Origin of the sequence: Pantoea alhagi (assembly GCF_002101395.1) — a bacterium.
Classification (GTDB): Bacteria; Pseudomonadota; Gammaproteobacteria; order Enterobacterales; family Enterobacteriaceae; genus Mixta; species Mixta alhagi.
Map to the genome: position 1 here is coordinate 2,748,224 of NZ_CP019706.1, position 23,527 is coordinate 2,771,750.

Here is a 23,527-nt window from a genome sequence, read left to right on the forward strand (position 1 = left end):
AGTAGAGAGGGCGCAAGGGGGAACCGCTTCGCCGTGCTGACTTGATCGCAATCAAGCGGCCAGCGTTATCAGCTCAGTAGGCTGATACTCACACCATACGCAATGTCGTTTAGCCATTTATAACAACACCGAGCCTTCAGGAGAATTCCGGATGAGCAAATTTCTGGATCGGTTTCGCTATTTCAAACAACTAGCCGAACCCTTTGCTGGTCAACACGGCCAGACACTTAATACTAACCGGGACTGGGAAGATGGTTACCGCAGCCGCTGGCAGCATGACAAGATCGTGCGTTCTACGCACGGCGTCAACTGCACCGGTTCATGTAGCTGGAAGATTTATGTCAAAAACGGACTGGTCACCTGGGAAACGCAGCAGACTGACTATCCGCGCACTCGTCCGGATCTGCCTAACCATGAGCCACGCGGTTGCCCACGCGGCGCCAGCTACTCATGGTATTTATATAGTGCCAATCGCCTGAAATATCCACTTATGCGCAAGCGGTTAGTGAAATTATGGCGCGAAGCCAAAGCGCGGCACAGCGATCCGGTTGATGCCTGGGGCTCTATCATCAACGATCCTGAAAAAGCGAAAAGCTATAAAGTGGCGCGTGGACGCGGTGGATTTGTGCGTTCCAGCTGGCAGGAAGTCAATGAGCTTATCGCCGCTGCGAACGTGTACACCGCCAAAACCTTCGGGCCAGACCGTATTATTGGTTTCTCGCCAATTCCGGCAATGTCGATGGTCTCTTACGCCGCTGGCGCGCGTTATCTGTCGCTGATTGGCGGGACCTGCCTGAGTTTCTACGACTGGTACTGCGACCTGCCGCCAGCTTCGCCAATGACCTGGGGCGAACAGACCGACGTACCAGAATCCGCCGACTGGTATAACTCTTCCTATATTATCGCCTGGGGTTCCAACGTCCCGCAGACGCGTACGCCGGATGCCCACTTCTTCACTGAAGTGCGCTACAAAGGCACCAAAACCGTGGCGGTGACGCCGGACTATGCGGAAGTCGCCAAGCTGTGCGATCTCTGGCTAAACCCGAAACAGGGCACCGACAGCGCAATGGCGCTGGCGATGGGCCATGTCATGCTGAAAGAGTTCCATCTCGATCGCGAAGTGCCTTATTTCCGTGATTATGTACGTCGCTATACCGATATGCCGATGCTGGTGATGCTGGAACCGCGCGAAGGCGGCTATTACGCGGCTGGTCGTATGCTGCGCGCCAGCGATCTGGTGGATAACCTCGGGCAGGAAAATAATCCGGAATGGAAAACCATCGCGCTGGATAGCCTGAGCGGTGAACTGGTAGCGCCGCTGGGCTCTATTGGCTATCGCTGGGGCGAAGAGGGCAAATGGAACCTTGAAGCGCGTGAAGGCGGTTCGCAGCGGGATGTTGAGCTACAGCTGAGCCTGCTGGGCAGCCACGATGAGGTGGCGGAAGTCGGCTTCCCTTATTTCGGCGGTATCGAAAGCGAACATTTCAACAGCGTGGCGCTGGATGAAATCCTGCTGCATAAACTGCCGGTTAAACGCCTGAAACTGGCCGACGGCAGCGAAGCGCTGGTTACCAGCGTTTACGATCTGACGCTGGCTAACTATGGCCTTGATCGTGGTCTGGATGATGCTAACTGCGCCGCCAGTTACGATGAGATCAAAGCTTATACTCCGGGCTGGGCAGAGAAAATCACCGGCGTATCCCGCGAGCAGATTATCCGTATCGCACGCGAGTTCGCGCAAAACGCGGAAAAAACCCACGGTCGTTCCATGATCATTGTCGGCGCCGGTATGAATCACTGGTTCCATATGGATATGAACTATCGCGGGCTGATCAATATGCTGGTGTTCTGCGGCTGCGTTGGACAGAGCGGTGGCGGCTGGGCGCACTATGTGGGCCAGGAAAAACTGCGCCCGCAAACCGGCTGGACACCGCTGGCATTTGGTCTGGACTGGCAACGTCCGCCACGCCATATGAACGGCACCTCCTTCTTCTATAACCACTCCAGCCAGTGGCGTCATGAAACGGTGGAAACCGCTACTCTGCTTTCACCGCTGGCGGATAAATCTCGTTTCCAGGGCAGCCTGATCGATTTTAACGTGCGCGCCGAGCGTATGGGCTGGTTGCCCTCTGCGCCGCAGCTCTCTGTTAACCCGCTGCATATCGCGGCCAAAGCGCAGGCTGCCGGTCAGACGCCGATCGACTATACCGTTGACAGCCTGAAACAAGGCTCGCTGCGCTTTGCGGCAGAGCAGCCGGATAATCCGCAGAACTTCCCGCGTAATCTGTTTGTCTGGCGTTCCAACCTGCTGGGCTCTTCCGGTAAAGGCCATGAATACATGCTGAAGTACCTGCTGGGTACGGAAAATGGCATTCAGGGCAAAGACCTGGGCGAGCAGGGCAGCGTCAAGCCGCAGGAAGTGGAATGGCAGGATAACGGTGGTGAAGGCAAACTGGATCTGGTGGTAACGCTCGATTTCCGTATGTCCAGCACCTGCCTCTACTCCGATATCGTGCTGCCGACGGCAACCTGGTATGAAAAAGACGACATGAATACCTCGGATATGCATCCGTTTATTCATCCACTTTCGGCCGCTGTCGATCCCGCCTGGGAAGCGAAGAGCGACTGGGAAATTTACAAAGGCATTGCCAAAAGCTTCTCGGAAGTTTGTCACGGCCACCTCGGCAAAGAAACCGATGTGGTGACCCTGCCGATGCAGCATGACTCTGCCGCAGAACTGGCACAGCCGTTCGGCGTTAAAGAGTGGAAAAAAGGCGAGTGCGATCTTATCCCGGGTAAAACCGCACCGCATATCATCACCGTTGAACGTGATTATCCGGCCACCTGGGAACGCTTCACCTCCATTGGACCCTTGATGGATAAACTGGGCAACGGCGGTAAAGGGATCAGCTGGAACACCGATACAGAAATCGAGCTGCTGAAAAAGCTCAATTACGTTAAGCATGAAGGGCCGGCAGCGGGCCGTCCGATGATTGACAGCGCGATTGACGCAGCGGAAATGATTCTGACGCTGGCGCCGGAAACCAACGGACAGGTCGCGGTAAAAGCCTGGGGCGCGCTGAGCAAAATCACCGGTCGTGACCATACGCATCTGGCGCTGAATAAAGAAGATGAAAAAATCCGCTTCCGCGATATTCAGGCACAGCCGCGTAAAATCATCTCCAGCCCGACCTGGTCTGGTCTGGAAGATGAGCATGTCTCTTATAACGCCTGTTACACCAATATCCATGAGCTGATCCCGTTCCGTACGCTGAGCGGTCGTCAACAGCTTTATCAGGATCATGAATGGATGCGCGCTTTCGGCGAAAGCCTGCTGGTTTACCGTCCGCCGGTAGACACGCGAGCCGTGCAGCCGCTGCTGAATAAAAAGCCGAACGGCAACCCGGAAAAAGCGCTGAATTTCCTGACGCCACACCAGAAATGGGGCATTCACTCAACCTACAGCGACAATCTGTTGATGCTGACGCTGTCGCGCGGCGGGCCGATTGTCTGGATGAGCGAGGAAGATGCCAAAGATCTGGGTATTGAAGACAACGACTGGATCGAAGCCTTTAACGCCAACGGCTCGCTGACCGCGCGTGCTGTGGTTAGCCAGCGTGTCCCTGCCGGTATGACCATGATGTACCACGCGCAGGAACGTATCGTGAATATTCCGGGTGCGGAAATCACCGGTCAGCGCGGCGGTATTCATAACTCAGTAACGCGCGTTTACCCGAAACCGACCCATATGATTGGCGGTTATGCGCAGCTGGCCTACGGCTTCAACTATTACGGTACCGTAGGTTCGAATCGTGATGAGTTTGTGGTGGTAAGAAAAATGAATAATGTCAATTGGTTAGATGGCGAAGGCAACGACGAGTGCCAGGGTTCCCGCCAGGAGGCTCAGCAATGAAAATTCGTTCGCAAGTCGGTATGGTGTTAAACCTCGACAAATGCATCGGCTGCCATACCTGTTCGGTAACCTGTAAAAATGTCTGGACCAGCCGGGAAGGCATGGAGTATGCCTGGTTTAACAACGTAGAAAGCAAACCGGGCGTTGGCTATCCGCGCGCTTGGGAAGATCAGGAAAAATGGAAAGGCGGCTGGATCCGTAAAATCAACGGTCAGCTACAGCCGCGCATGGGCAGCCGCGTCGGCCTGTTGTCTAAAATCTTCGCTAACCCCGATGTTCCGGCGCTGGATGATTACTACGAGCCGTTCGATTTTGATTATCAGCATCTGCACAATGCTCCTGCTGGCAAGCATCAGCCGATCGCGCGTCCGCGCTCGCTGATTACCGGCCAGCGGATGAAAAAAATCGAAGGTGGCCCGAACTGGGAAGAGATCCTTGGCGGCGAATTCTCTAAACGCTCCCAGGATAAAAACTTCGATAACATCCAGAAAGAGATGTACGGACAGTTCGAAAACACCTTCATGATGTATCTGCCGCGCCTGTGCGAACACTGCCTGAATCCGGCCTGTGTCGCCACCTGTCCAAGCGGCGCCATCTATAAGCGTGGGGAGGATGGCATTGTGCTGATCGATCAGGACAAATGCCGCGGCTGGCGTATGTGTCTGACCGGCTGCCCGTATAAAAAAATCTACTTCAACTGGAAAAGCGGCAAATCAGAAAAATGTATTTTCTGCTATCCACGTATCGAAGCGGGCCAGCCGACCGTGTGCTCCGAAACCTGCGTGGGCCGCATCCGCTATTTAGGCGTGCTGCTGTATGACGCAGATCGTATCGAGCAGGCAGCAGCGGTGGAGAACGAGCAGGATCTCTATCAAAGCCAGCTGGACGTTTTCCTCGATCCGCACGATCCGGCCGTTATTGCACAGGCGCTAAAAGATGGCATCCCGCAGAGCGTGATCGACGCAGCGCAGAAATCGCCGGTTTATAAAATGGCGATGGACTGGAAGCTGGCGCTGCCGCTGCATCCTGAATATCGCACGCTGCCGATGGTGTGGTATGTGCCGCCTTTATCGCCGATTCAGTCAGCCGCCGATGCGGGCGTGCTGGATCAACAGGGCGTGCTGCCAAACGTAGAAAGCCTGCGTATTCCGGTGCAGTATCTGGCTAATCTGCTGACCGCAGGCGATACCGCGCCGGTGCTGCTGGCGCTGAAGCGTATGCTGGCGATGCGTCACTACAAGCGTGCGGAAAGCGTGGACGGCGTGGTGGATACCAGCGCGCTGGAGCAGGTAGGTCTCACAGAGGCGCAGGCTCAGGAAATGTATCGCTATCTGGCGATCGCCAACTATGAAGATCGCTTTGTTGTGCCTTCCAGCCATCGCGAACTGGCGCGTGAGGCCTTCCCGGAAAGCAAAGGCTGCGGCTTTAGCTTCGGTGACGGCTGCCACGGCAGCGACAGCAAATTTAACCTGTTTAATACCCGTCGCATCGATGCGGTTGATATTACACGTAAAACCGGGAATCGGGAGGATGCCTCATGATGGCGCTAAGAATTATTGGTCGCCTGTTGGATTATCCCGATCGGGCGTTGTTCGAGCATCAACAGGAGCTGGAGGAGGCGCTGTCTGACGCCCGCGAGCTTAATGAGCAACTGCGTGCGCAGCTGCTGGCCGTGGTGCGCGATTTCAGCGCCCGGCCGCTGCTCGATCTGCAGGCTGACTACTGTGAACTGTTCGATCGTGGACGCGCTACCTCACTGCTGCTGTTTGAACACGTTCACGGTGAATCCCGCGATCGCGGGCAGGCGATGGTCGATCTGCTGGAGCAGTATCGTGCAGCCGGACTGGAGCTGGATAGTCGCGAACTGCCTGATTTCCTGCCGCTTTATCTGGAATATCTTAGCAGCCGCAGCCCGGAAGAGGCACGTGAAGGGCTGGTGGATATCGCGCCGATTTTAGCGCTGCTGGGCGCGCGGCTGCGGCAGCGCAATAGCCGCTGGGCCGATCTGCTTGACGTGCTGCTGGCGCTCTCCGACAGCGGCGTCGCTGCCGATGCGCTGGAGCCGCAGGTGGCACAGGAGGCGCGCGACGATACGCCTCAGGCGCTGGATGCGGTCTGGGAAGAGGAACAAATCCGCTTCCTGGGTGAACAGGGCTGCGCCTCAGCACAGCAGGAAGCGCATCAGCGCCGCTTTGCCGGTGCCGTTGCGCCACAGTATCTGGACGTGGCGCAAGCCACCACAGGAATGACAGGACGCTGATCATGCAATTCTTGAATCTGTTTTTCTTTAATATCTATCCTTATCTGGCCGGGACGGTTTTTCTGGTCGGCAGCTGGTTACGTTACGATTATGGGCAATATAGCTGGCGTGCAGGCTCCAGCCAGATGCTGGATAAAAAGGGGATGCGTCTGGCATCTAACCTGTTTCATATCGGCATTATCGGCATTTTCTTTGGCCATCTGGTCGGCATGTTGACGCCGCACTGGATGTATGAATCGTTCCTGCCGATTGCGATGAAACAGCTGCTGGCGATGGTTGCGGGCGGTATCTTCGGTGCGATGACGCTGATTGGCGGCGGTCTGCTGCTGAAACGCCGTCTGACCAATCCGCGCGTGCGCGCCACCAGCAGCACCGGCGATATTCTGATCCTGACGTTGCTGGTAGCTCAGGCAACGCTTGGCCTGCTGACGATTCCTTTTTCTGCTCACCATATGGACGGCAGCGAAATGATGAAGCTGGTAGGCTGGGCGCAGGCCATAGTCACGTTCCATGCCGGTGCGGCAGCGCATCTGGAAGGCGTGGCGCTGATCTATAAAGTTCATATGGTACTGGGCATGACGCTGTTCCTGCTGTTCCCGTTCTGCCGTCTGGTGCATATCTGGAGCGCGCCGGTAGAATATCTGACCCGTCGTTATCAGCTGGTGCGTAACCGCCACTGATGGTTTCAGCCGCAGGTCTTCTGGCCTGCGGCATCTTCCCCGTTCCCCTGTACAGAGACAGTTTTCCGCTATCCCTGTCGCAATTCGGATAGTTTTCTCGTTGCGGCAGTTTTATGATTGCAGGCTCCCTGTTTATTTTCGGAGCCGCTATGCCTGCCCATATCAAGCTGATCAAAGATAAGCTGCTGTCAGAAAATTGGTTTGTTCTGCGTAACTATACCTATGAGCTCACAACCAGCAGCGGTGAGACGATACGCCACAAGCGGGAAGTTTACGATCGCGGCAATGGCGCGACCATTTTGCTTTATAACCGCGAAAAGAACAGCGTGGTTCTGATCCGACAGTTCCGTATGGCTACCTTTGTTAATGGTAACGAGAATGGCATGCTGATCGAAACCTGCGCCGGGCTGCTTGATGATGATTCGCCGGAAGACTGCATTCGTAAAGAAGCAATTGAAGAGACCGGCTACGCCGTCGGCAAGGTAGAGAAACTGTTTGAGGCTTATATGTCGCCCGGCGGCGTGACGGAGCTGCTGCATTTTTTTGCCGCTGAGTATGATGAATCACAGCGGGATAATGCGGGTGGCGGCGTGGAAGATGAATCAATTGAAGTGCTGGAGCTGCCTTTTCCACAGGCGCTGGCGATGATTAAAAATGGTGAAATTCGCGACGGTAAAACCATTATGCTGTTGCAGTATGCGCAACAGGCAGGCTGGCTGCACGCCTGAGGTGCCGATACTTACCAGGTGAGGGCTCTACCCTGGCCTTGCGAAATTTGTTCCATTTGCCATGCCGAATGCGCCTATAGCCAGATCAGCTCATCGTTACAGAGCCGCTGCGTCTGGCTGTTCAGCATATAATTAAACAGAGGAGCTGCTGCTCGTTCTCATTGTGCGCTGGTAAAAAGTGACTTCATATTCTGAATGCGGCACAGCGGTAATTTTGACTCCCTGATGAGGACGGGTTAATAACCGCGTCGCCATGGCTACGTTGTAAATTCCTTTTTTCTCTGCGTCAGATTGCGAAGAATAGTTCTCTGTAACATCCGGCTTAATTTAACCAACCCGGCACCCAGCATCCAGCTACTGAGATTTAATTGCTCAATATTTTCCGCTGGTGCTTAGCAGGTAAAACAATGCCTTCGGTATAATAAAAATTAAACAAAGCGGGATCGCAAAATGCGCCTCCACGTTTCTTCCCAGGAAAATCAGCGTGATCGCTTGTGAGGATATGACCGTTTGCAGACCTGATTAAAGAGTCCGAGAAATCCGATTGAGATAAACAGAGCGGCACAGGATGATAAATCGTAACGTTAGGTTATCACCCTGGTTTGTTCCCTGGTTGCAGGCCTGTTTTCTTTTATAACCAGAGAAAGGCATGTTGAACCGCTGTCGTTGCGCTATCATCAATGAACTAATTTAGGGATTGGGTTATTAAATGCCTTACTGGATGAAATCGCTGTTGTTGCCTTTCCTTTTCATTGCCAGCGTGCAGGCGGCTCCGTTACAGAAAATATTTACCGACTGGCAGATTACCTGTAATAACCTTAATTATTGTGTGGCACGAAATATCACCGGCGAAAATGGACTGGTAATGACGCTCTCTCGCTATGCCGGCGTTAATGATCGTCCTTTGTTGCGTATTGACTATGGCAATCGTTATACCGGTGATTTAAAGGGCGCGGCGTTGCAGGATAACCTGCTGCTCGATCAGAAGCGTCTGCGCCCCGACTTTAAACACTGGACAGTGGAACCGCATCACCTGGTGACCAGCCATCCCATCGCTATCGATGAGTTCCTCACGCAAATCATGGATGCTGATAATATCCAGCTTACATGGCGACCCCAGTCCACCATTTCACTGCATGGGCTTAAGGCGGCGCTGCTGCTAATGGATGATGTCCAGGGGCGCGTCGGTAGCCTGAGCGCCTGGGTAAAGCGCGGCAGCCGCAGCGTGTGGGATGTGCCGCCGGAACCGACAGCGCCAGTAATGCGTCTTTCGGAGCGTTCCGCGACGCCCTTAACGCGTGAAGAAACCACTGGGCTGATCGATTACGGCACCTGGCGTGTAAGCGCCGATGAGTGTTCGCTGGACCCGATGCGCCGTGAAGTCAGCGTAGCCCCACTAACTGACAGCAAGGCTCTGCTGCTGGTGAGCTGTGAAATGGGAGCATACAACATGATTGATTTGGCCTTTGAAGTCACCCGCACCCAGCCCTGGCTATCACGTCGCCTGACACTGTCGTTGCCTTTTGCACCGCCGGGCCGCAATGACAGGCTGCTGGAGATAATTAATGCAGAGTATGATGCGGCTAATGCACAACTCTTTACCTATGCAAAAGGGCGCGGGCTGGGCGATTGCGGTATCGCCACCCGCTGGCAGTTTAACGGTCAGGAGTTTGTGCTGGCGGAGTATGCCGAAGAGGGAACCTGTGACGCCTGGCATGGCAGTGACGAATGGCCCACCCTGTGGGTGAGCCAGCGTCCATCACAGCCCTGAGCGACGGCGCTGTTATCCGCCGCCAGCTTAACGAATTTCCTGTACCCGAATTGGGGAGCCTTGCTGGTTGCCTGCCAGTTCAGTCAATAAATCATTTACCCCATCGCTCATGGCGCGGAAACGCGTCAAACTGGTACGGGTCACTACCACAAATACGCCAACATTGTACTGCGGGATCATCGCCATATAGGTGATAAAACCGCCGCCGCCGCCGGTTTTTTGCATAATGGCGGGATGACCATTTTCAGGTGCCATATAGACCCAGCCCATACCCAGCGCCGCAGCTTTGCCTGGCACATCCATACCTTCTACTTTGGTCAACTGGCTGCGCTGATAGATCAGCGTTTGCAGACGATCGATTTGCGGCGTGCGCGTATTGATATCGGAGTTCAAAAATTGCTGCATCCAGCGGCCCATATCCTCCGGCGTTGAATAGACACCGCCGCTGCCAATGGCTGCCAGCGTATTGATGCAGGGGCTGGCACCGCGCTCCGGCACCATCAGGCGTTTGCACTGGTCTGGTGAAGGCGTGAACGTGGTGTCTTTCATGCCCAATGGTCGGGTAATCAACTGACGAAACAGTGCCGGATAAGGCGTACCTGCCGCGCGGGAGAGCGCATCCGCCAGTAAATCATAAGCGATGTTAGAGTAAGCGGCGCGTACGCCTGGCGGTGTATTCAGCTGTGCCTGCCGTAGCCAGCTCCAGCGATCGGCTTTTGTCGGCCAGACAAATACCGGGCGTCCCGCTTTGCCGCCGGGCTGTTCACGCGGCAGCCCGCTGGTATGGGTAGCAAGATGGATCAGACGCATCGGCTGTCCGGCATAGTCAGGCACGCGCGAGCCGGGCGGTGCATACTTAGCCAAAGGATCGTCAAGCCTAACCTGTCCCCGTTCCGCCATTTTAAGCATCACTTCGCTGGTCATCAGTTTGCTTATTGAGGCGATACGGATTAACGAATCTTTTTGCGGGCGCGTCTCATTGCCGGGGCGGGTCTCGCCGAAGCTGGCAAAAACTCGCTGATTACCATCAATAGCGACCAGTGCCATGCCGGTAGCGGCGCTGCCATAAAAAATATGCTCAGCATAACGATCGACAATTTGTGAAGCCAGAAGCGGATCGGACGAAGGCTGCGCCTGGCCGCGCAGCGGCAGCGTGGCAAACAGTGCAGCCAGCAAATAAAAACGAGTTTTCAACGGAGACAGATCCATCAAGGTTTAGCGGAAGGTAAATGATATTACCCTGAATAATTCGGGTTGCAGCAAGGCGGCGACACAGTGAATCCGGGTGTTTACATCAGTAAATGACCGGGGGAGTGAAGAAAGCCAGCGCATCTGCAACCTGAAATATGACGGGTATAGTAATCGTTTTCTCAATAACGGAAAGGGGGGAGCCGAAGAATTTTTTCCTCTCCGCGAAGCGCCATGAGCGTGGCGATAGCAACGGGAGTGCAGGCAACAGGGAGCTTTGCAACCAGGAGAGCCCTGGCTGCATCCGCATTAACGGCTTCATGCAGTCGCGTCGTTGTTTTTGAACCGTTAATAGAAACGGCGGAAGATGCTTTCCGTTGTGTACTCGGTATGGCCGTCTCGATAGCGCCAGATTATCAGCGGACGATTTTCTTTAGAAATGCAGCTCTCTTCGGTGGCCATATCTTTAAAGCACAGCAGGTCGCTGTCCTGATCGGTACCAGAGTCTTTTTTATAACAGGTATTGTAAATAAAAACTGAATAATTGTTTTCCTGGATGTTAAGTTTGCTAAATACTCCAGATTGGTTTCTCTGCCACCAACTTATTTTTCCCTGTTTAGTCCATGGGAAATGTTGCACGACTAATACTATGATATTTTCAGAAACTTGATGAATGCCAATGATCCTTGTTGGGTGGCAGATACGGTAGCCAGTAATGACAAAAGAAAAAATCACTACAAGAATAAGTATTTTTTTCATTTTTTAAAGCTGCCCTGTATTTTCACGATGGAGTTAATTTCGGTAAAGAATGGATGAAAGCCATACCCCTCCCATCGTTGTAATACAAACCAAATGCGAAATATACGAAAGTTACGGTAGAAAGCATTGCTTATGTCTGTAGTATCTAAGCCAAAATGATCCTGAAATTTAAAGCGTATTTTAACAGAGTAGCTGCTGTTTTTTATTGCGAAAGAGTCAAGGAAAATATGCGTTGCCCATATGTCATGAACGGTAATTCCCAGGCTGTTAAATCTATCCAGAGTATTATTGAATTTTGGCAGTCGGATCTGATTTATTAGCTTCAATAGTTTATCAAAGTCAATCTTAATTTTACCATCTTTCGATACGTTGCTACATTTTTTGAATATAGTATTAATTAATTCAACGGCTTGCTTCATAGAACTATGTTCCGCCATCGCCTGATCCAATAGCGGATCACTGAAAACCGCGCCGTTGCCATACTGCATATGCGTAATCATGGTTCGCGCCAGGCTTTTATAATCACCATAAAATGAAAACATATCTGACAGATCGCGAAACTCATCAAACAGAATGCGGGCGCTTTCTTCACGGTTGGGGTGGGTAAAAGGATCGATGTGCGTGGAGATATCGCGCAGATGATATTGCTGGCGCATCACCTCAGCGGAGAGGTCGCCATACAGCATATCAGGTGCACCGTAATCATCCATTTTATGTTGGGTGGCAAAAAGCAGGCAGGGCAGTTTTATAGCTGGTGATAATAAATTATCTGTCATTGCTAAGTTCCTTTTAACAACCTTACTGAACAAGCCGCCGCAAAAAGGCGGCGGCAGATAATTAACGTTACATTTCTTTATTTTCTTTGATATTCCAGCCGGCCGCGATTTCTGCGCCCCTGCCACCTTTTTGCGTTTGTTCCCAGTACTGCTGGCGCACCCTAGCTGCCTGGAAACTATAGGTCATGCCAACCTGTTCATTGCCGCTGATGCCGTTATAACTGAGATTAGTTAACAGCACTTCCTCCAGCGTAATCCGCATATATTCAATCTGCGGATCGCCGGCCTTGCAGGCAGAAAGTTCCACCTTATTAATATGTCTGCCGTTGGAAAGGTAGCGTAAAATCGCTGGCGTCGACCGATCAATTAACGCATTAGCCGTGAGGTCGCGCCAGGTAACCTTGCCTGCACCACCCCCTCCACCCGTTTGCATATTGCCCGGCTGGCTGGCACCCCAGTTGAAACCAGAGAGCGTGATCCAGCCTTTATGACGGGCATCCTTTGCTTCTCCCTCTATACCCTCGATTTTTAAAAAAAGATCGATGCTCATCCTTTACTCCTGTTACGTTGATTAATCATGGCGAACTGCGTCCGGCAGTTCTCTTACTTGTATGCTCGTTAAAAATGCCGAAGAAAGCGCTGAAAAACGTTTTCAGTTACATACTCGGTATGTCCATTGGGGTGGCGCCATATCAGTAGTGGACGATTATCCTTAGATATACAGTTCGCTTCGTCAGGCATGTCTTTAAAGCAAAGCAAGTCGCTATCCTGATCGGTGCCGGAATCTTTTTTATATTCAGCTTCAAAGAATACAATTCTGTGGTTTTCCGGAGAGTTAATAAATGGAAACTCTTTACTAAGCTGATTATGATTTTTCCTCCACCAGGAAATTTTCCCGGCTCTTGTTATAGGGAAATTTTTTACAATAACAACGGTTGAGGTTTTTCCTGGCTTATGAATGCCAATAATTTCTGCGGGCAATAGTATTTGATATGTCAAAAATAATAGGGCCGCTACTATAGTAAAAATAAAAATTTTATATCTTATCATAGGGGCCTACTCGTATTTCTTTCGTTAAAAAAATGTCGCTAATGAATGGTTTAAAAGAGTTATTGTTTACGTGTTGAAGATAGAACCATATCCTGAAAATACGAAACTGCCGATAAAAATTATTGCTTATATCTTCTGTATCCAAACCAAAGTGATCCTGAATATGGTATTTTATCACCACAGTGAAAAAGTCATTTTTAATTAATAAACTTTCCAGGGTAATATGAGTTGCCCAGGTATCATGTATTGTGATCCCTAAACCGTTAAACCGGTCGGTAAAATTGTCAAATCTGGGTAAATAACTTTCCCCTATCGAATCTGTTAAATCCTGAATAGCAGACTCAGGAAATGTTTTTGTTTCCCAGTCAATATAGGTTTGAATATTTTTTAAGATAGCATCAAGAGAGCTTTGCATAGAACTATGTTCCGCCATCGCCTGATCCAGCAGCGGATCACTGAAAACCGCGCCGTTGCCATACTGCATATGCGTAATCATGGTTCGCGCCAGGCTTTTATAATCACCATAAAATGAGAACATATCTGACAGATCGCGAAACTCATCAAACAGAATGCGGGCGCACTCTTCACGGTTAGGGTGGGTAAAGGGATCGATGCGCGTGGAGATATCGCGCAGATGATATTGCTGGCGCAGTACCTCAGCGGAAAGATTGCCATACAGCATATCGGGCGCACCGTAATCGTCCATTTTATGCTGGGTGGCAAAAAGCAGGCAGGGCAGTTTTATGGCTGGAAATATCATGCTCTCGGCCATCGCTAAGCTCCTTCTAATTATGAACCTTAGCGGGCAGGGTAGTGCAGTCATAAAAATTAAAGAAGATGAAATAAAGAAATCTGTGAGGTGCGCTGGGTTATTTGAATGATCCGAAAGCCAGAGGTGATATTAATAGTAAAGCAATTAACGCGTTATAATTAAATGCTCAATTTATTGTTTCAGAGGTCTTTTATTCTGTGTATCGCTATTATTAATAGCCCAATGCGGTGGTGCATAAATAATGTTATTAACTTATCTGAAGCGCGCATCAGGAAAGAGCTGGCCGGAGGTTCTCATTCTCAGGAAAATTACATGCATAAAAAAGCACGCCCAATGGCGTGCTTTTTTCTCTAATTACCTGTTAATGCGGTTTCAACAGCGCTTCGGCATGGCTTACGATGTTTTCCACGGTAAAGCCAAACTCGGCAAACAGTTTATCTGCCGGAGCGGATTCACCGAACGTCGTCATGCCGACAATGGCGCCGTTCAGGCCGACATATTTGTACCAGTAGTCCGCAATGCCTGCCTCTACCGCGACGCGAGCGGTAACGGTGGAAGGCAGCACCGATTCACGGTAAGCCACATCCTGTTTATCAAACAGGTCGGTTGATGGCATAGAAACCACACGTACTTTATGTCCGGCACGCGTCAATTTCTCCGCCGCGCCCAGGGTAATCTCCACTTCGGAGCCGGTGGCTATCAGGATCACTTCTGGCGTGCCTTCGCTATCGCGCAGAATATAGCCGCCACGAGAGATATCTGCCAGCTGCTGCGGCGTGCGCTCCGGCTGCATTAGATTCTGACGCGACAGGATCAGCGCGGTCGGGCCGTTATGACGCTCAATCGCATGTTTCCACGCCACGGCAGTTTCTACCTGATCGCAAGGACGCCAGGTGCTCATATTCGGTGTCAGACGCAGGCTGGCTAACTGCTCAACCGGCTGATGGGTTGGGCCATCTTCACCCAGCCCGATAGAGTCATGGGTGTAAACCATAATCTGGCGTGCTTTCATCAGCGCTGCCATACGTGCCGCGTTACGCGCATATTCCACAAACATCAGGAAGGTGGCGGTATAAGGTACAAAGCCGCCATGATGCGCGATGCCGTTGGCAATCGCTGTCATGCCAAACTCACGAACGCCGTAGTGAATATAGTTACCAGCCGGATCGTCTTTAATCGATTTCGAGCCTGACCAAATTGTCAGGTTGCTCGGTGCCAGATCCGCAGAGCCGCCAAGGAATTCCGGCAGCAGTTTACCGTAGGCTTCCAGCGCATTTTGTGATGCTTTACGGCTGGCGATTTTATTGGCATTAGCCTGCAGCTGTTCAATAAATTTCTGCGTTTCCTGCTGCCAGTTTTCCGGCATGCCACCGGTCATACGGCGTGTATATTCTGCAGCCAACTCCGGGAAGGCGGCTTTATAAGCGGCAAATTTCTCGTTCCAGGCTTTTTCATGCTGTTCGCCTGACTGTCGGGCATCCCACTGCTGATAAATATCCTGTGGAATTTCAAACGGCGCATGGTTCCAGCCCAGCTGTTTGCGTGTCAGCGCGATCTCTTCATCGCCCAGCGGCGCGCCGTGCGCATCTTCTTTACCCGCTTTGTTCGGTGAACCGAAACCGATAATGGTACGGCAAATAATCAGAGACGGCTTATCGGTAACGCTCTGCGCCTCTTTGATCGCTGCGGCAACCGCGTCAGGATCGTGACCATCAATGTCGCCAACCACATGCCAGTTATAGGCTTCAAAGCGTTTTGCCGTATCATCGGTAAACCAGCCTTCGGTTTCACCATCGATAGAAATGCCGTTATGGTCATAGAAACCGATCAGCTTGCCAAGGCCCAGGGTTCCCGCCAGCGAACAAACCTCATGCGAAATGCCTTCCATCAGACAGCCGTCGCCCATAAAAACCCAGGTGAAGTGATCGACAATCTCATGCTGAGGGCGGTTAAACTGCGCTGCCAGCGTGCGCTCGGCAATCGCCAGACCTACCGCGTTAGCCAGCCCCTGGCCCAGCGGTCCGGTAGTGGTTTCCACGCCAGGCGTATACCCGATCTCCGGGTGGCCAGGGGTTTTGGAATGCAGCTGACGGAAGTTTTTCAATTCCTCAATCGGCAGATCGTAGCCGCTCAGATGCAGCAGGCTATATAACAGCATAGAGCCGTGACCGTTAGAGAGAATAAAACGGTCGCGGTCAGCCCAGGCGGGGTTGGTCGGATTATGCTTCAGGAAATCGCGCCACAGCACTTCGGCGATATCCGCCATGCCCATCGGCGCGCCTGGATGGCCTGATTTTGCTTTTTGTACCGCGTCCATGCTGAGCGCACGAATCGCATTCGCCAGTTCTCTACGTGAGGACATGTTTTTCTCCCTTGAAGGAAATGTAGATGGGATGAAAATGGGGCGAAAATTCGCCCCTGAATCAAATGGTTATGCAGCTATTACAGCCGTGCGGCCAGCGTCTCTTCCAGCTTGATCTGGTCAGCAGCAAACTGACGGATGCCTTCAGACAGTTTTTCCACCGCCATCGGATCCTGGTTATGTTCCCAACGGAACTCTGATTCAGTAAGCGGTGACGGCTCGTGGAAGCCCTGCGTTGACGGCGTCAGCTTGCGTTCTACCGGCGCGTCGCTGGATTGCAGCTCCTGCAGCAGGTTCGGAGAAATAGTCAAACGATCGCAGCCCGCCAGCGCCAGAATCTGCTCGGTTTTACGGAAGCTTGCGCCCATGATGATAGTTTTATAACGATGCGATTTATAATACTCGTAAATCGCACGTACCGATTTCACGCCGGGATCTTCATCCACATTGTAAGGGTCCAGCGGCTGGCGGCTGTTGTACCAGTCATAAATACGGCCCACGAACGGGGAGATCAGGAAAACGCCCGCTTCGGCACAGGCACGCGCCTGGGCAAAAGAGAACAGCAGCGTCAGGTTACAGTTGATGCCGTTTTTCTCCAGCTCTTCCGCTGCACGGATCCCTTCCCAGGTGGAAGCCAGCTTGATCAGAATGCGTGAGCGGTCGATGCCGTGATCTTCATACATTCTTACCAGCTTTTCCGCTTTGGTGACGCACATGCCACGATCGAAGGAGAGGCGCGCATCCACTTCGGTCGAAACACGGCCCGGCACGCTTTTCAAAATTTCCATGCCGAGGTTCACAGCAACTTTGTCGCTGGCGTTGATAATCTGGGTTTCTTTGCTGCCGCCCTGTTTTTTCGCGTAGTCGATCGCGTCATCAATCAGGTGTTTATAGGATTCGAGGCCAGCGGCTTTCAGGATCAGAGACGGATTGGTGGTAGCGTCTTCAGGGTGATAATTACGAATGGATTCAATATCGCCGCTGTCCGCCACAACGGTAGTGAATTGTTTCAGTGCATCTAGCTGATTCATCTCTTAGCTCCTTGATAACCGAAGGGTAGTGCAAATTTAATCATGGCTGTCAGGCCTTGCCTGTCAGGCCCGGTCCTTTAATACAGACGAACCACATTGCACCAGCCGCTCTCATGTGGAAATGCGTTTTCTCTGATTGTTGCAATGGGCTCATTCAATAGCGAGAGCCGTGCCAGTCGTGATGCGGCCTGGCGGTGCGTAAGACCATGCCGATGCTTTATCGCCACGGGCAGAATGCCACGACAATAAAGCATGAACTTGATAACCCGTGCCTGTGGCGTCAGGTAAGACACCGCCGGGAACGCTTCTGCTGCCCAGGCTAAAACAGCATGCGGGCCACTAAAAAGCATAGCAGAAGTAAAAAATATCGTGTCTGAGTCCGGTTCTTCCGCTATGCGTTCAGGCGGAGATAGTCATTCTTTGGCGCACCTCAAGTTTTTTCGCCGCAGCGCGCTCCTATACTGCTCAGCTGATGTTTTTTTATGCGTTATCAACCCGAAGGAACCGATGATGGACGATCAACTCAAGCAGAGCGCGCTCGATTTTCACCAATATCCGCAGCCAGGGAAAATACAGGTTTCTCCCACCAAGCCGCTGGCAACGCAGCGCGATCTGGCGCTGGCCTATTCACCGGGCGTGGCCGCACCCTGTCTGGAAATTGCGCAAGATCCGCTGGCCGCGCATAAATATACCGCACGCGGCAACCTGGTTGCTGTGATCTCTAACGGCACGGCGGTACTCGGGCTGGGCAATATCGGCGCGCTGGCAGGTAAGCCGGTGATGGAAGGCAAAGGCGTTCTGTTTAAGAAGTTCGCTGGTATCGACGTGTTTGATATTGAAGTCGATGAACAGGATCCCGATCGGCTGATTAATGTTATCGCCGCGCTTGAACCGACTTTCGGCGGCATCAATCTGGAGGATATCAAAGCGCCTGAATGTTTTTATATTGAGAAAGCGCTGCGCGAACGCATGAAGATACCGGTGTTCCATGACGATCAGCACGGTACGGCGATTATCTGTACCGCTGCGGTGCTGAACGGGCTGCGCATCGTGAAGAAAAATATTTCCGATGTGCGGCTGGTGGTTTCCGGCGCGGGCGCTTCCGCTATCGCCTGTATGAACTTGCTGGTGGAGCTGGGGCTGCAGCGACGTAATATCATTGTATGTGATTCAAAAGGGGTGATCTGGCAGGGCCGCGACGAGAAGATGGCAGAAACCAAAGCGGCCTATGCCATTGCCGATAACGGGATGCGTCGGCTGGATGAGGCGATTGCTGGTGCCGATATTTTCCTGGGCTGTTCCGGGCCAAAGGTGTTGACGCCTGAGATGGTAAAAGAGATGGCGCCTGATCCGCTGATTCTGGCGTTGGCTAACCCGGAACCGGAAATACTGCCGCCGCTGGCGAAAGCAGTGCGTCCGGATGCGATTATCTGTACTGGCCGCTCCGATTACCCTAATCAGGTAAACAATGTTCTCTGCTTTCCGTTTATTTTTCGCGGCGCGCTGGACGTGGGCGCGACGGCCATTAATGAAGCGATGAAGCTGGCGGCGGTGCATGCCATAGCCGAACTGGCGCTGGCGGAGCAGAGCGAGGTGGTAGCGTCCGCCTACGGCGATGAGGAGCTGTCTTTCGGCCCCGACTATTTGATCCCTAAACCTTTTGATCCGCGCCTTATTGTGCAGATAGCGCCTGCGGTAGCGAAAGCGGCGATGGAGTCGGGTGTGGCAACCCGGCCCATTAGCGACTTCGATGCCTATCGTGAAAAGCTGACCGAATTTGTTTATAAAACCAATCTGTTTATGAAGCCGGTATTTGCCCAGGCGCGTAAAGAGCCGAAGCGGGTGGTGCTGGCGGAGGGTGAAGAGGCTCGCGTACTGCATGCTACCCAGGAGCTGGTCACACTGGGGCTGGCAAAACCGATTCTTATTGGCCGGCCCAACGTTATTGAGATGCGCCTGCAAAAGCTGGGTTTAAAAATCGAGGCGGGAAAAGACTTTGAAGTGGTGAACAATGAGTCCGATCCGCGCTTTAAAGCCTACTGGAGTGAATACCATCAGATGATGAAGCGGCGCGGCGTCTCGCCTGAACAGGCGCAGCGCGCGGTTATCGGCAATCCCACGCTGATCGGGGCGATTATGGTGCACCGTGGCGAAGCGGACGCCATGATCTGCGGCACCATCGGCGATTATCAGGAGCACTATACGATCGTTGAGCGGGTATTTGGTTTTCGGCCCGGCATTAACGTGGCGGGGGCAATGAATGCGCTGCTGCTGCCCAGCGGTAATACCTTTATTGCCGATACCTACGTTAACGAAGATCCTACACCGGAACAGCTGGCTGAGTTAACTATCATGGCGGCGGAAACGGTGCGGCGCTTTGGTATTGAGCCCAAAGTGGCACTGCTGTCGCACTCCAGTTTTGGCACCTCCGACGCACCTGCGGCACGTAAAATGCGTGAGACACTGGCGCTGGTTAACGCGCGCGCGCCGGAGCTGGAAATTGATGGCGAAATGCACGGTGATGCCGCGCTGGTAGAAAGCATTCGCCAGGATTTAATGCCGGACAGCCCGTTAAAAGGTTCTGCCAACGTGTTGATTATGCCAAACGTTGAGGCGGCGCGTATCAGTTATAACCTGCTGCGCGTTTCCTGCTCGGAAGGGGTAACCGTTGGACCGGTACTTATGGGTATCGCAAAGCCGGTTCATGTGCTGACGCGCATCTCATCGGTGCGGCGCATAGTGAATATGGTGGCGCTGGCGGTGGTAGAAGCGCAAACGCAGCCGCTGTAGCTGTGGGCAGTTACTCTACAGACGTTTTCTGAGCCGGAAGCACAGGGAGTACAGGCGAACTGCCAACGCTCACTTCGCACATGACCAATAACGTGTCTGCACAGAATGGTTAAAAACGCCGGGAAGGTGTAAGTCACCACTGTACAGCGACACCTGAGCCTGAAGCACAGGGAGTGCAGGCAGAAGAGTAAAGCGTCCCGCGCCAGGGATGGCGCGGGCCGAGCTGTCAGGGATGACGTTTTTTGCGTCTTTACGATCGGCCTGCACTCCCTGTGCAGGCACCGCGCTACCAGCCCGGTATGCTTCAGCGGGCACCGCGCTACCAGCCCGGTGTGCTTCAGCGGGCACCGCGCTACCAGCCCGGTGTGCTTCAGCAGGCACCGCGCTACCAGTGCGGTTTAATCCTGTAACTCCCGCTCCCTTGCCGCTGTTTTACTCCGGCAGCCACGCCTTTACCGGCAGAAAATCACTGTACAGCGCGGCCTCCGGCGAGCCAGGCTGCGGCTGATAATCATACTCCCAGCGCACCAGCGGAGGCATCGACATCAGAATTGATTCGGTACGGCCACCGGTCTGCAAACCAAACAGCGTGCCGCGATCCCAAACCAGGTTAAATTCCACATAGCGCCCACGACGATAAAGCTGAAACTCTCGCTCACGCTCGCCCCACGGCATGCCTTTGCGCCGCTGCACGATCGGCAAATAGCCGTCAAGGAAACCCTGGCCCACCGCCCGCGTAAAGGCGAAGCTGCGTTCAAAATCAGGCGTGTTCAGATCATCAAAAAACAGCCCGCCGATACCACGCTGCTCATTGCGATGCTTCAGGTAAAAATAGTCATCACACCATTTCTTATAACGGGCATAAACATCCTCACCAAACGGCTGACACAGGTCGAAAGCGGTTTGATGCCAGTGAATCGCATCCTCTTCAAAGCCATAAAACGGCGTTAAATCAAAGCCGCCGCCAAACCACCAGACTGGATCGGCCCCCGGTTTTTCCGCAATAAAAAAGCGCACGTTGGCATGGCTGGTCGGGATATAGGGGTTTTCCGGATGGATCACCAGAGAAACGCCCAGCGCCTCAAAGCTGCGTCCGGCCAGTTCGGGACGATGCGCCGTGGCAGAGGCGGGCATCTGGTCGCCATGCACATGGGAAAAATTCACGCCCGCCTGCTCAAACACTGCGCCCTGACGCAGCACGCGACTCCGGCCGCCGCCGCCGCCAACGCGCGTCCAGCTATCTTCCTGAAACTGCGCGCTGCCGTCTGCCAGTTCCAGTTGTTGACAGATCTCATCCTGTAACGCCAGCAGAAAGGCTTTTACCTGTTCAATATTGGGAGCATTCATATTCGCTTCGCTATGTCATAAAAAAGGCCATCTTCTGGCCTTTTGCTTCAGGGTGAAGATTATACCTAACCCGGTCGTTGATTGCGGCGGTCAAATTCCATAAAAAAGCTAACGATACCGTCGGCAATGGCGCGGGCAATCTTTTGCCGAAAAGCCGTGGTGCCCAGCAGACGCTCTTCCGCCGGATTGGTAATAAAAGAGGTTTCAACCAGTACTGAAGGGATCGACGGGGATTTCAACACGGCAAAGGCGGCCTGCTCGGTGTGCTGACTGTGCAAATGATGAACCGGACGAATCTGCTTAAGAATATGGCTGCCAAGCGTCAGGCTGTTCTTGATGGTATCTGTCTGAACCAGATCAAACAGGACCTGTTGCAGATAAGGATTATCGCTTTGCACCTTAATGCCGCCCACTTCATCCGCCGCATTCTCTTTTTCCGACAGATAACGCGCCATCGCGCTGCTCGCCCCACGGTTCGACAGGGCAAACACCGACGCGCCGTTGGCGGTTGGGTTGGTAAAACCGTCGGCGTGAATAGACATAAAGAGATCGGCCCCATGCTGATGCGCGATCTCTACCCGCCCGGCCAGCGGGATAAAATGGTCGCTGTCGCGCGTCAGACGCACCTCAATATGACTGTGCTGGCTCAGCTGCTGGCGCACGTGATGCGCAATTTCCAGCACAATATGTTTCTCTTCGCTGCCTTCCTGACCCACCGCGCCGGAATCAATGCCGCCATGACCGGGATCGAGCATCACGATTTTTTTGCCGCTGGCCGGGCGAGACGCTTTGGTCTCAGGGCGCGGCATCGTCGACAACGTAGCCTGTTCGCTTTTCGCCAGTGCCCGCACGGAGGGGAACAGCGCCAGAGCGGCCCCGGAAAAAAGCAGTTTGCGGCGGGAAGTTAACGGTGAGAATTTTTTCATGGCGGCGTCCAGTGTTAAAATAACGTTATAACATGACAGCCCGGGGGCTTCGACAGGCAAGCTGTTTCAGCCTTTTACCATTTATTTCAGTTAAATAAGCAGCAGCCGTGAAATTTTTTGCCACCTGATGCGTTACGAGGGTTGCGCCAGGGAAAGAATGCGTGATAATCAGCGAATTGTAAGTAACTCTGAGAAAATTTCATGGAAATCCGCGCATTCCGCCAGGAAGACTTTGAAGAAGTCATTACGCTTTGGGAGCGATGCGATCTGCTTCGCCCCTGGAACGATCCGGAAATGGACATTGAGCGTAAGCTAAATCACGATCCCGATCTCTTTCTGGTGGCGGTGGTCGGCGGCGAAATCGTCGGCACCTTGATGGGCGGCTACGACGGTCATCGCGGCTCCGTCTATTACCTTGGCGTGCATCCCGATTATCGTGGACGCGGCTTTGCCAACGCATTGCTTAACCGGCTGGAGAAAAAGCTGATTGCGCGCGGCTGTCCAAAAATCAATCTCATCGTACGTGAAGAGAACGACGCGGTTATTGGCTTTTATGAAAAGCTCGATTATGAAATGCAGGACGCAGTCTGCCTGGGCAAGCGGCTGATTGAAGATCGTGAGTATTAACCTTGCCGGGCCGCATGGTTGCGGCCGTAGACCGTTCGCATGATGCTTTTCACCCCTGATGACTACGACAGTAAAGGTCAGCTACGTCTGCCGCTGACCTTTTGGCTTATTCTGCTGTTACAGGCGCGTACCTGGGTGCTGTTTATTATGGCTGGCGCATCACGTCAGCAGGGTGCCGAACTGCTGGAGCTCTTTTATCCTGACAGAAACATCTTCTGGATGGGCATGGCGCTGGGGATCCCCGCCGCCGTCGGGCTGCTGCTTACTGGCTACCGGCAACGCTGGCCCACGCTCTGGCAGGCCTGGCGTTGGGTACTGTGCGTTACCTTGCTGCTGAACCTGCTGCTGATGCTGTGGCAGAGTGGACAGGAGAGCGATATCTTGCTGTTCGCGCTATGGCTGCCGGCGCTGTTTGACCTGGTCGCGCTGCTCTGGCTACTGCTTAGCCGTCGCCTGAAAGCCTGCTTTAATGCGCAACTCAATCAGACGGAATAAAACTTTTTGCGCTTATGCGACTCCAATCCCACTGAAAAAGGTTGCGTAATCA

The 23,527-nt window shown here is 53.0% G+C and carries 19 protein-coding genes; 9 read left to right on the plus strand and 10 right to left on the minus strand.

The annotated features are described in order from the left end of the window. The first annotated feature begins 151 nt into the window (after positions 1-151). The 6 genes from B1H58_RS12820 to B1H58_RS12845 all read left to right on the plus strand — a co-directional run bounded on the left by B1H58_RS12820 (position 152) and on the right by B1H58_RS12845 (position 9,352). Positions 152-3,913: a nitrate reductase subunit alpha gene (locus B1H58_RS12820; RefSeq protein ID WP_085070860.1), complete on the plus strand. Its 3,762-nt coding sequence runs from the start codon at positions 152-154 to the stop codon at positions 3,911-3,913. Further along, the gene (gene narH / locus B1H58_RS12825) at positions 3,910-5,454 is read left to right on the plus strand and encodes a nitrate reductase subunit beta (protein ID WP_085070862.1); all 1,545 of its coding nucleotides are present in this window, start codon (positions 3,910-3,912) and stop codon (positions 5,452-5,454) included. The genes B1H58_RS12820 and narH overlap by 4 nt, the downstream gene beginning before the upstream one ends. After that, a complete protein-coding gene (narJ, locus tag B1H58_RS12830) occupies positions 5,451-6,173 on the plus strand; it encodes a nitrate reductase molybdenum cofactor assembly chaperone (RefSeq protein WP_085070864.1) in 723 nt (240 codons plus the stop codon). The genes narH and narJ overlap by 4 nt, the downstream gene beginning before the upstream one ends. Positions 6,174-6,175: 2 nt before the next feature. Continuing rightward, positions 6,176-6,853 (plus strand): respiratory nitrate reductase subunit gamma, encoded by a 678-nt coding sequence (gene narI, locus B1H58_RS12835; RefSeq protein ID WP_085070866.1) that lies wholly within the window; start codon positions 6,176-6,178, stop codon positions 6,851-6,853. A 149-nt stretch (positions 6,854-7,002) separates the two neighbouring features. Then, positions 7,003-7,581: a GDP-mannose pyrophosphatase NudK gene (gene nudK / locus B1H58_RS12840; protein WP_085072307.1), complete on the plus strand. Its 579-nt coding sequence runs from the start codon at positions 7,003-7,005 to the stop codon at positions 7,579-7,581. Positions 7,582-8,290: 709 nt separating this feature from the next. Further along, the gene (locus B1H58_RS12845; protein WP_085070868.1) at positions 8,291-9,352 is read left to right on the plus strand and encodes a DUF1176 domain-containing protein; all 1,062 of its coding nucleotides are present in this window, start codon (positions 8,291-8,293) and stop codon (positions 9,350-9,352) included. A 27-nt stretch (positions 9,353-9,379) separates the two neighbouring features. Here the strand turns inward: B1H58_RS12845 and ampH are convergent, their stop codons facing one another. The 8 genes from ampH to tal form a co-directional block, all read right to left on the minus strand. After that, positions 9,380-10,561, minus strand: a complete 1,182-nt coding sequence (ampH, locus tag B1H58_RS12850) for a D-alanyl-D-alanine-carboxypeptidase/endopeptidase AmpH (RefSeq protein WP_418304125.1) — start codon at positions 10,559-10,561, stop codon at positions 9,380-9,382. Positions 10,562-10,888: 327 nt separating this feature from the next. Next, positions 10,889-11,299 carry a DUF943 family protein gene (locus B1H58_RS12860; RefSeq protein WP_085070872.1) on the minus strand — a complete coding sequence of 137 codons (411 nt, stop codon included), beginning with the start codon at positions 11,297-11,299 and terminating at the stop codon, positions 10,889-10,891. Next, entirely contained in the window at positions 11,296-12,075 is a 780-nt protein-coding gene (locus B1H58_RS12865) for a DUF3289 family protein (RefSeq protein ID WP_085070874.1), read from the minus strand. Before B1H58_RS12865 ends, B1H58_RS12860 begins: the two co-directional genes overlap by 4 nt. Positions 12,076-12,142: 67 nt before the next feature. Beyond that, a complete protein-coding gene (locus tag B1H58_RS12870) occupies positions 12,143-12,625 on the minus strand; it encodes an Hcp family type VI secretion system effector (protein ID WP_085070876.1) in 483 nt (160 codons plus the stop codon). 68 nt (positions 12,626-12,693) lie between these two features. Beyond that, positions 12,694-13,125 (minus strand): DUF943 family protein, encoded by a 432-nt coding sequence (locus tag B1H58_RS12875; RefSeq protein WP_085070878.1) that lies wholly within the window; start codon positions 13,123-13,125, stop codon positions 12,694-12,696. Next, positions 13,112-13,897 (minus strand): DUF3289 family protein, encoded by a 786-nt coding sequence (locus B1H58_RS12880; protein WP_237172381.1) that lies wholly within the window; start codon positions 13,895-13,897, stop codon positions 13,112-13,114. Before B1H58_RS12880 ends, B1H58_RS12875 begins: the two co-directional genes overlap by 14 nt. Before the next feature lie 361 nt (positions 13,898-14,258). Beyond that, the gene (gene tkt / locus B1H58_RS12885) at positions 14,259-16,259 is read right to left on the minus strand and encodes a transketolase (protein ID WP_085070882.1); all 2,001 of its coding nucleotides are present in this window, start codon (positions 16,257-16,259) and stop codon (positions 14,259-14,261) included. 80 nt (positions 16,260-16,339) lie between these two features. Continuing rightward, complete coding sequence (gene tal / locus B1H58_RS12890; protein WP_085070884.1) at positions 16,340-17,290, minus strand: transaldolase; 951 nt, start codon at positions 17,288-17,290, stop codon at positions 16,340-16,342. A gap of 510 nt (positions 17,291-17,800) precedes the next feature. Here tal and maeB point away from each other — a divergent pair. Continuing rightward, a complete protein-coding gene (gene maeB / locus B1H58_RS12895; protein ID WP_085070886.1) occupies positions 17,801-20,080 on the plus strand; it encodes an NADP-dependent oxaloacetate-decarboxylating malate dehydrogenase in 2,280 nt (759 codons plus the stop codon). Between the two features lie 432 nt (positions 20,081-20,512). Here the strand turns inward: maeB and hemF are convergent, their stop codons facing one another. Both hemF and amiA read right to left on the minus strand, forming a co-directional pair. Next, a complete protein-coding gene (gene hemF / locus B1H58_RS12900; RefSeq protein WP_085070888.1) occupies positions 20,513-21,427 on the minus strand; it encodes an oxygen-dependent coproporphyrinogen oxidase in 915 nt (304 codons plus the stop codon). Positions 21,428-21,492: 65 nt separating this feature from the next. Then, positions 21,493-22,365, minus strand: coding sequence for an N-acetylmuramoyl-L-alanine amidase AmiA (amiA, locus tag B1H58_RS12905; protein ID WP_418304154.1), 873 nt, complete (start codon positions 22,363-22,365; stop codon positions 21,493-21,495). Positions 22,366-22,554: 189 nt separating this feature from the next. Between amiA and B1H58_RS12910 the strand changes: the two genes are divergently transcribed. Both B1H58_RS12910 and B1H58_RS12915 read left to right on the plus strand, forming a co-directional pair. Beyond that, positions 22,555-22,980, plus strand: a complete 426-nt coding sequence (locus tag B1H58_RS12910) for a GNAT family acetyltransferase (RefSeq protein WP_085070892.1) — start codon at positions 22,555-22,557, stop codon at positions 22,978-22,980. 42 nt (positions 22,981-23,022) lie between these two features. Then, the gene (locus B1H58_RS12915; RefSeq protein ID WP_157130240.1) at positions 23,023-23,475 is read left to right on the plus strand and encodes a DUF2919 domain-containing protein; all 453 of its coding nucleotides are present in this window, start codon (positions 23,023-23,025) and stop codon (positions 23,473-23,475) included. The last annotated feature ends 52 nt before the right edge of the window (positions 23,476-23,527 follow it).

Excerpts from the sequence above, each read along its gene's own strand:
- B1H58_RS12820 (WP_085070860.1), top strand. The coding sequence starts at position 152 with ATGAGCAAATTTCTGGATCGGTTTCGCTATTTCAAACAACTAGCCGAA.
- narH (WP_085070862.1), top strand. The coding sequence starts at position 3,910 with ATGAAAATTCGTTCGCAAGTCGGTATGGTGTTAAACCTCGACAAATGC.
- narJ (WP_085070864.1), top strand. The coding sequence starts at position 5,451 with ATGATGGCGCTAAGAATTATTGGTCGCCTGTTGGATTATCCCGATCGG.
- narI (WP_085070866.1), top strand. The coding sequence starts at position 6,176 with ATGCAATTCTTGAATCTGTTTTTCTTTAATATCTATCCTTATCTGGCC.
- nudK (WP_085072307.1), top strand. The coding sequence starts at position 7,003 with ATGCCTGCCCATATCAAGCTGATCAAAGATAAGCTGCTGTCAGAAAAT.
- B1H58_RS12845 (WP_085070868.1), top strand. The coding sequence starts at position 8,291 with ATGCCTTACTGGATGAAATCGCTGTTGTTGCCTTTCCTTTTCATTGCC.
- ampH (WP_418304125.1), bottom strand. The coding sequence starts at position 10,561 with ATGGATCTGTCTCCGTTGAAAACTCGTTTTTATTTGCTGGCTGCACTG.
- B1H58_RS12860 (WP_085070872.1), bottom strand. The coding sequence starts at position 11,299 with ATGAAAAAAATACTTATTCTTGTAGTGATTTTTTCTTTTGTCATTACT.
- B1H58_RS12865 (WP_085070874.1), bottom strand. The coding sequence starts at position 12,075 with ATGACAGATAATTTATTATCACCAGCTATAAAACTGCCCTGCCTGCTT.
- B1H58_RS12870 (WP_085070876.1), bottom strand. The coding sequence starts at position 12,625 with ATGAGCATCGATCTTTTTTTAAAAATCGAGGGTATAGAGGGAGAAGCA.
- B1H58_RS12875 (WP_085070878.1), bottom strand. The coding sequence starts at position 13,125 with ATGATAAGATATAAAATTTTTATTTTTACTATAGTAGCGGCCCTATTA.
- B1H58_RS12880 (WP_237172381.1), bottom strand. The coding sequence starts at position 13,897 with ATGGCCGAGAGCATGATATTTCCAGCCATAAAACTGCCCTGCCTGCTT.
- tkt (WP_085070882.1), bottom strand. The coding sequence starts at position 16,259 with ATGTCCTCACGTAGAGAACTGGCGAATGCGATTCGTGCGCTCAGCATG.
- tal (WP_085070884.1), bottom strand. The coding sequence starts at position 17,290 with ATGAATCAGCTAGATGCACTGAAACAATTCACTACCGTTGTGGCGGAC.
- maeB (WP_085070886.1), top strand. The coding sequence starts at position 17,801 with ATGGACGATCAACTCAAGCAGAGCGCGCTCGATTTTCACCAATATCCG.
- hemF (WP_085070888.1), bottom strand. The coding sequence starts at position 21,427 with ATGAATGCTCCCAATATTGAACAGGTAAAAGCCTTTCTGCTGGCGTTA.
- B1H58_RS12910 (WP_085070892.1), top strand. The coding sequence starts at position 22,555 with ATGGAAATCCGCGCATTCCGCCAGGAAGACTTTGAAGAAGTCATTACG.
- B1H58_RS12915 (WP_157130240.1), top strand. The coding sequence starts at position 23,023 with ATGCTTTTCACCCCTGATGACTACGACAGTAAAGGTCAGCTACGTCTG.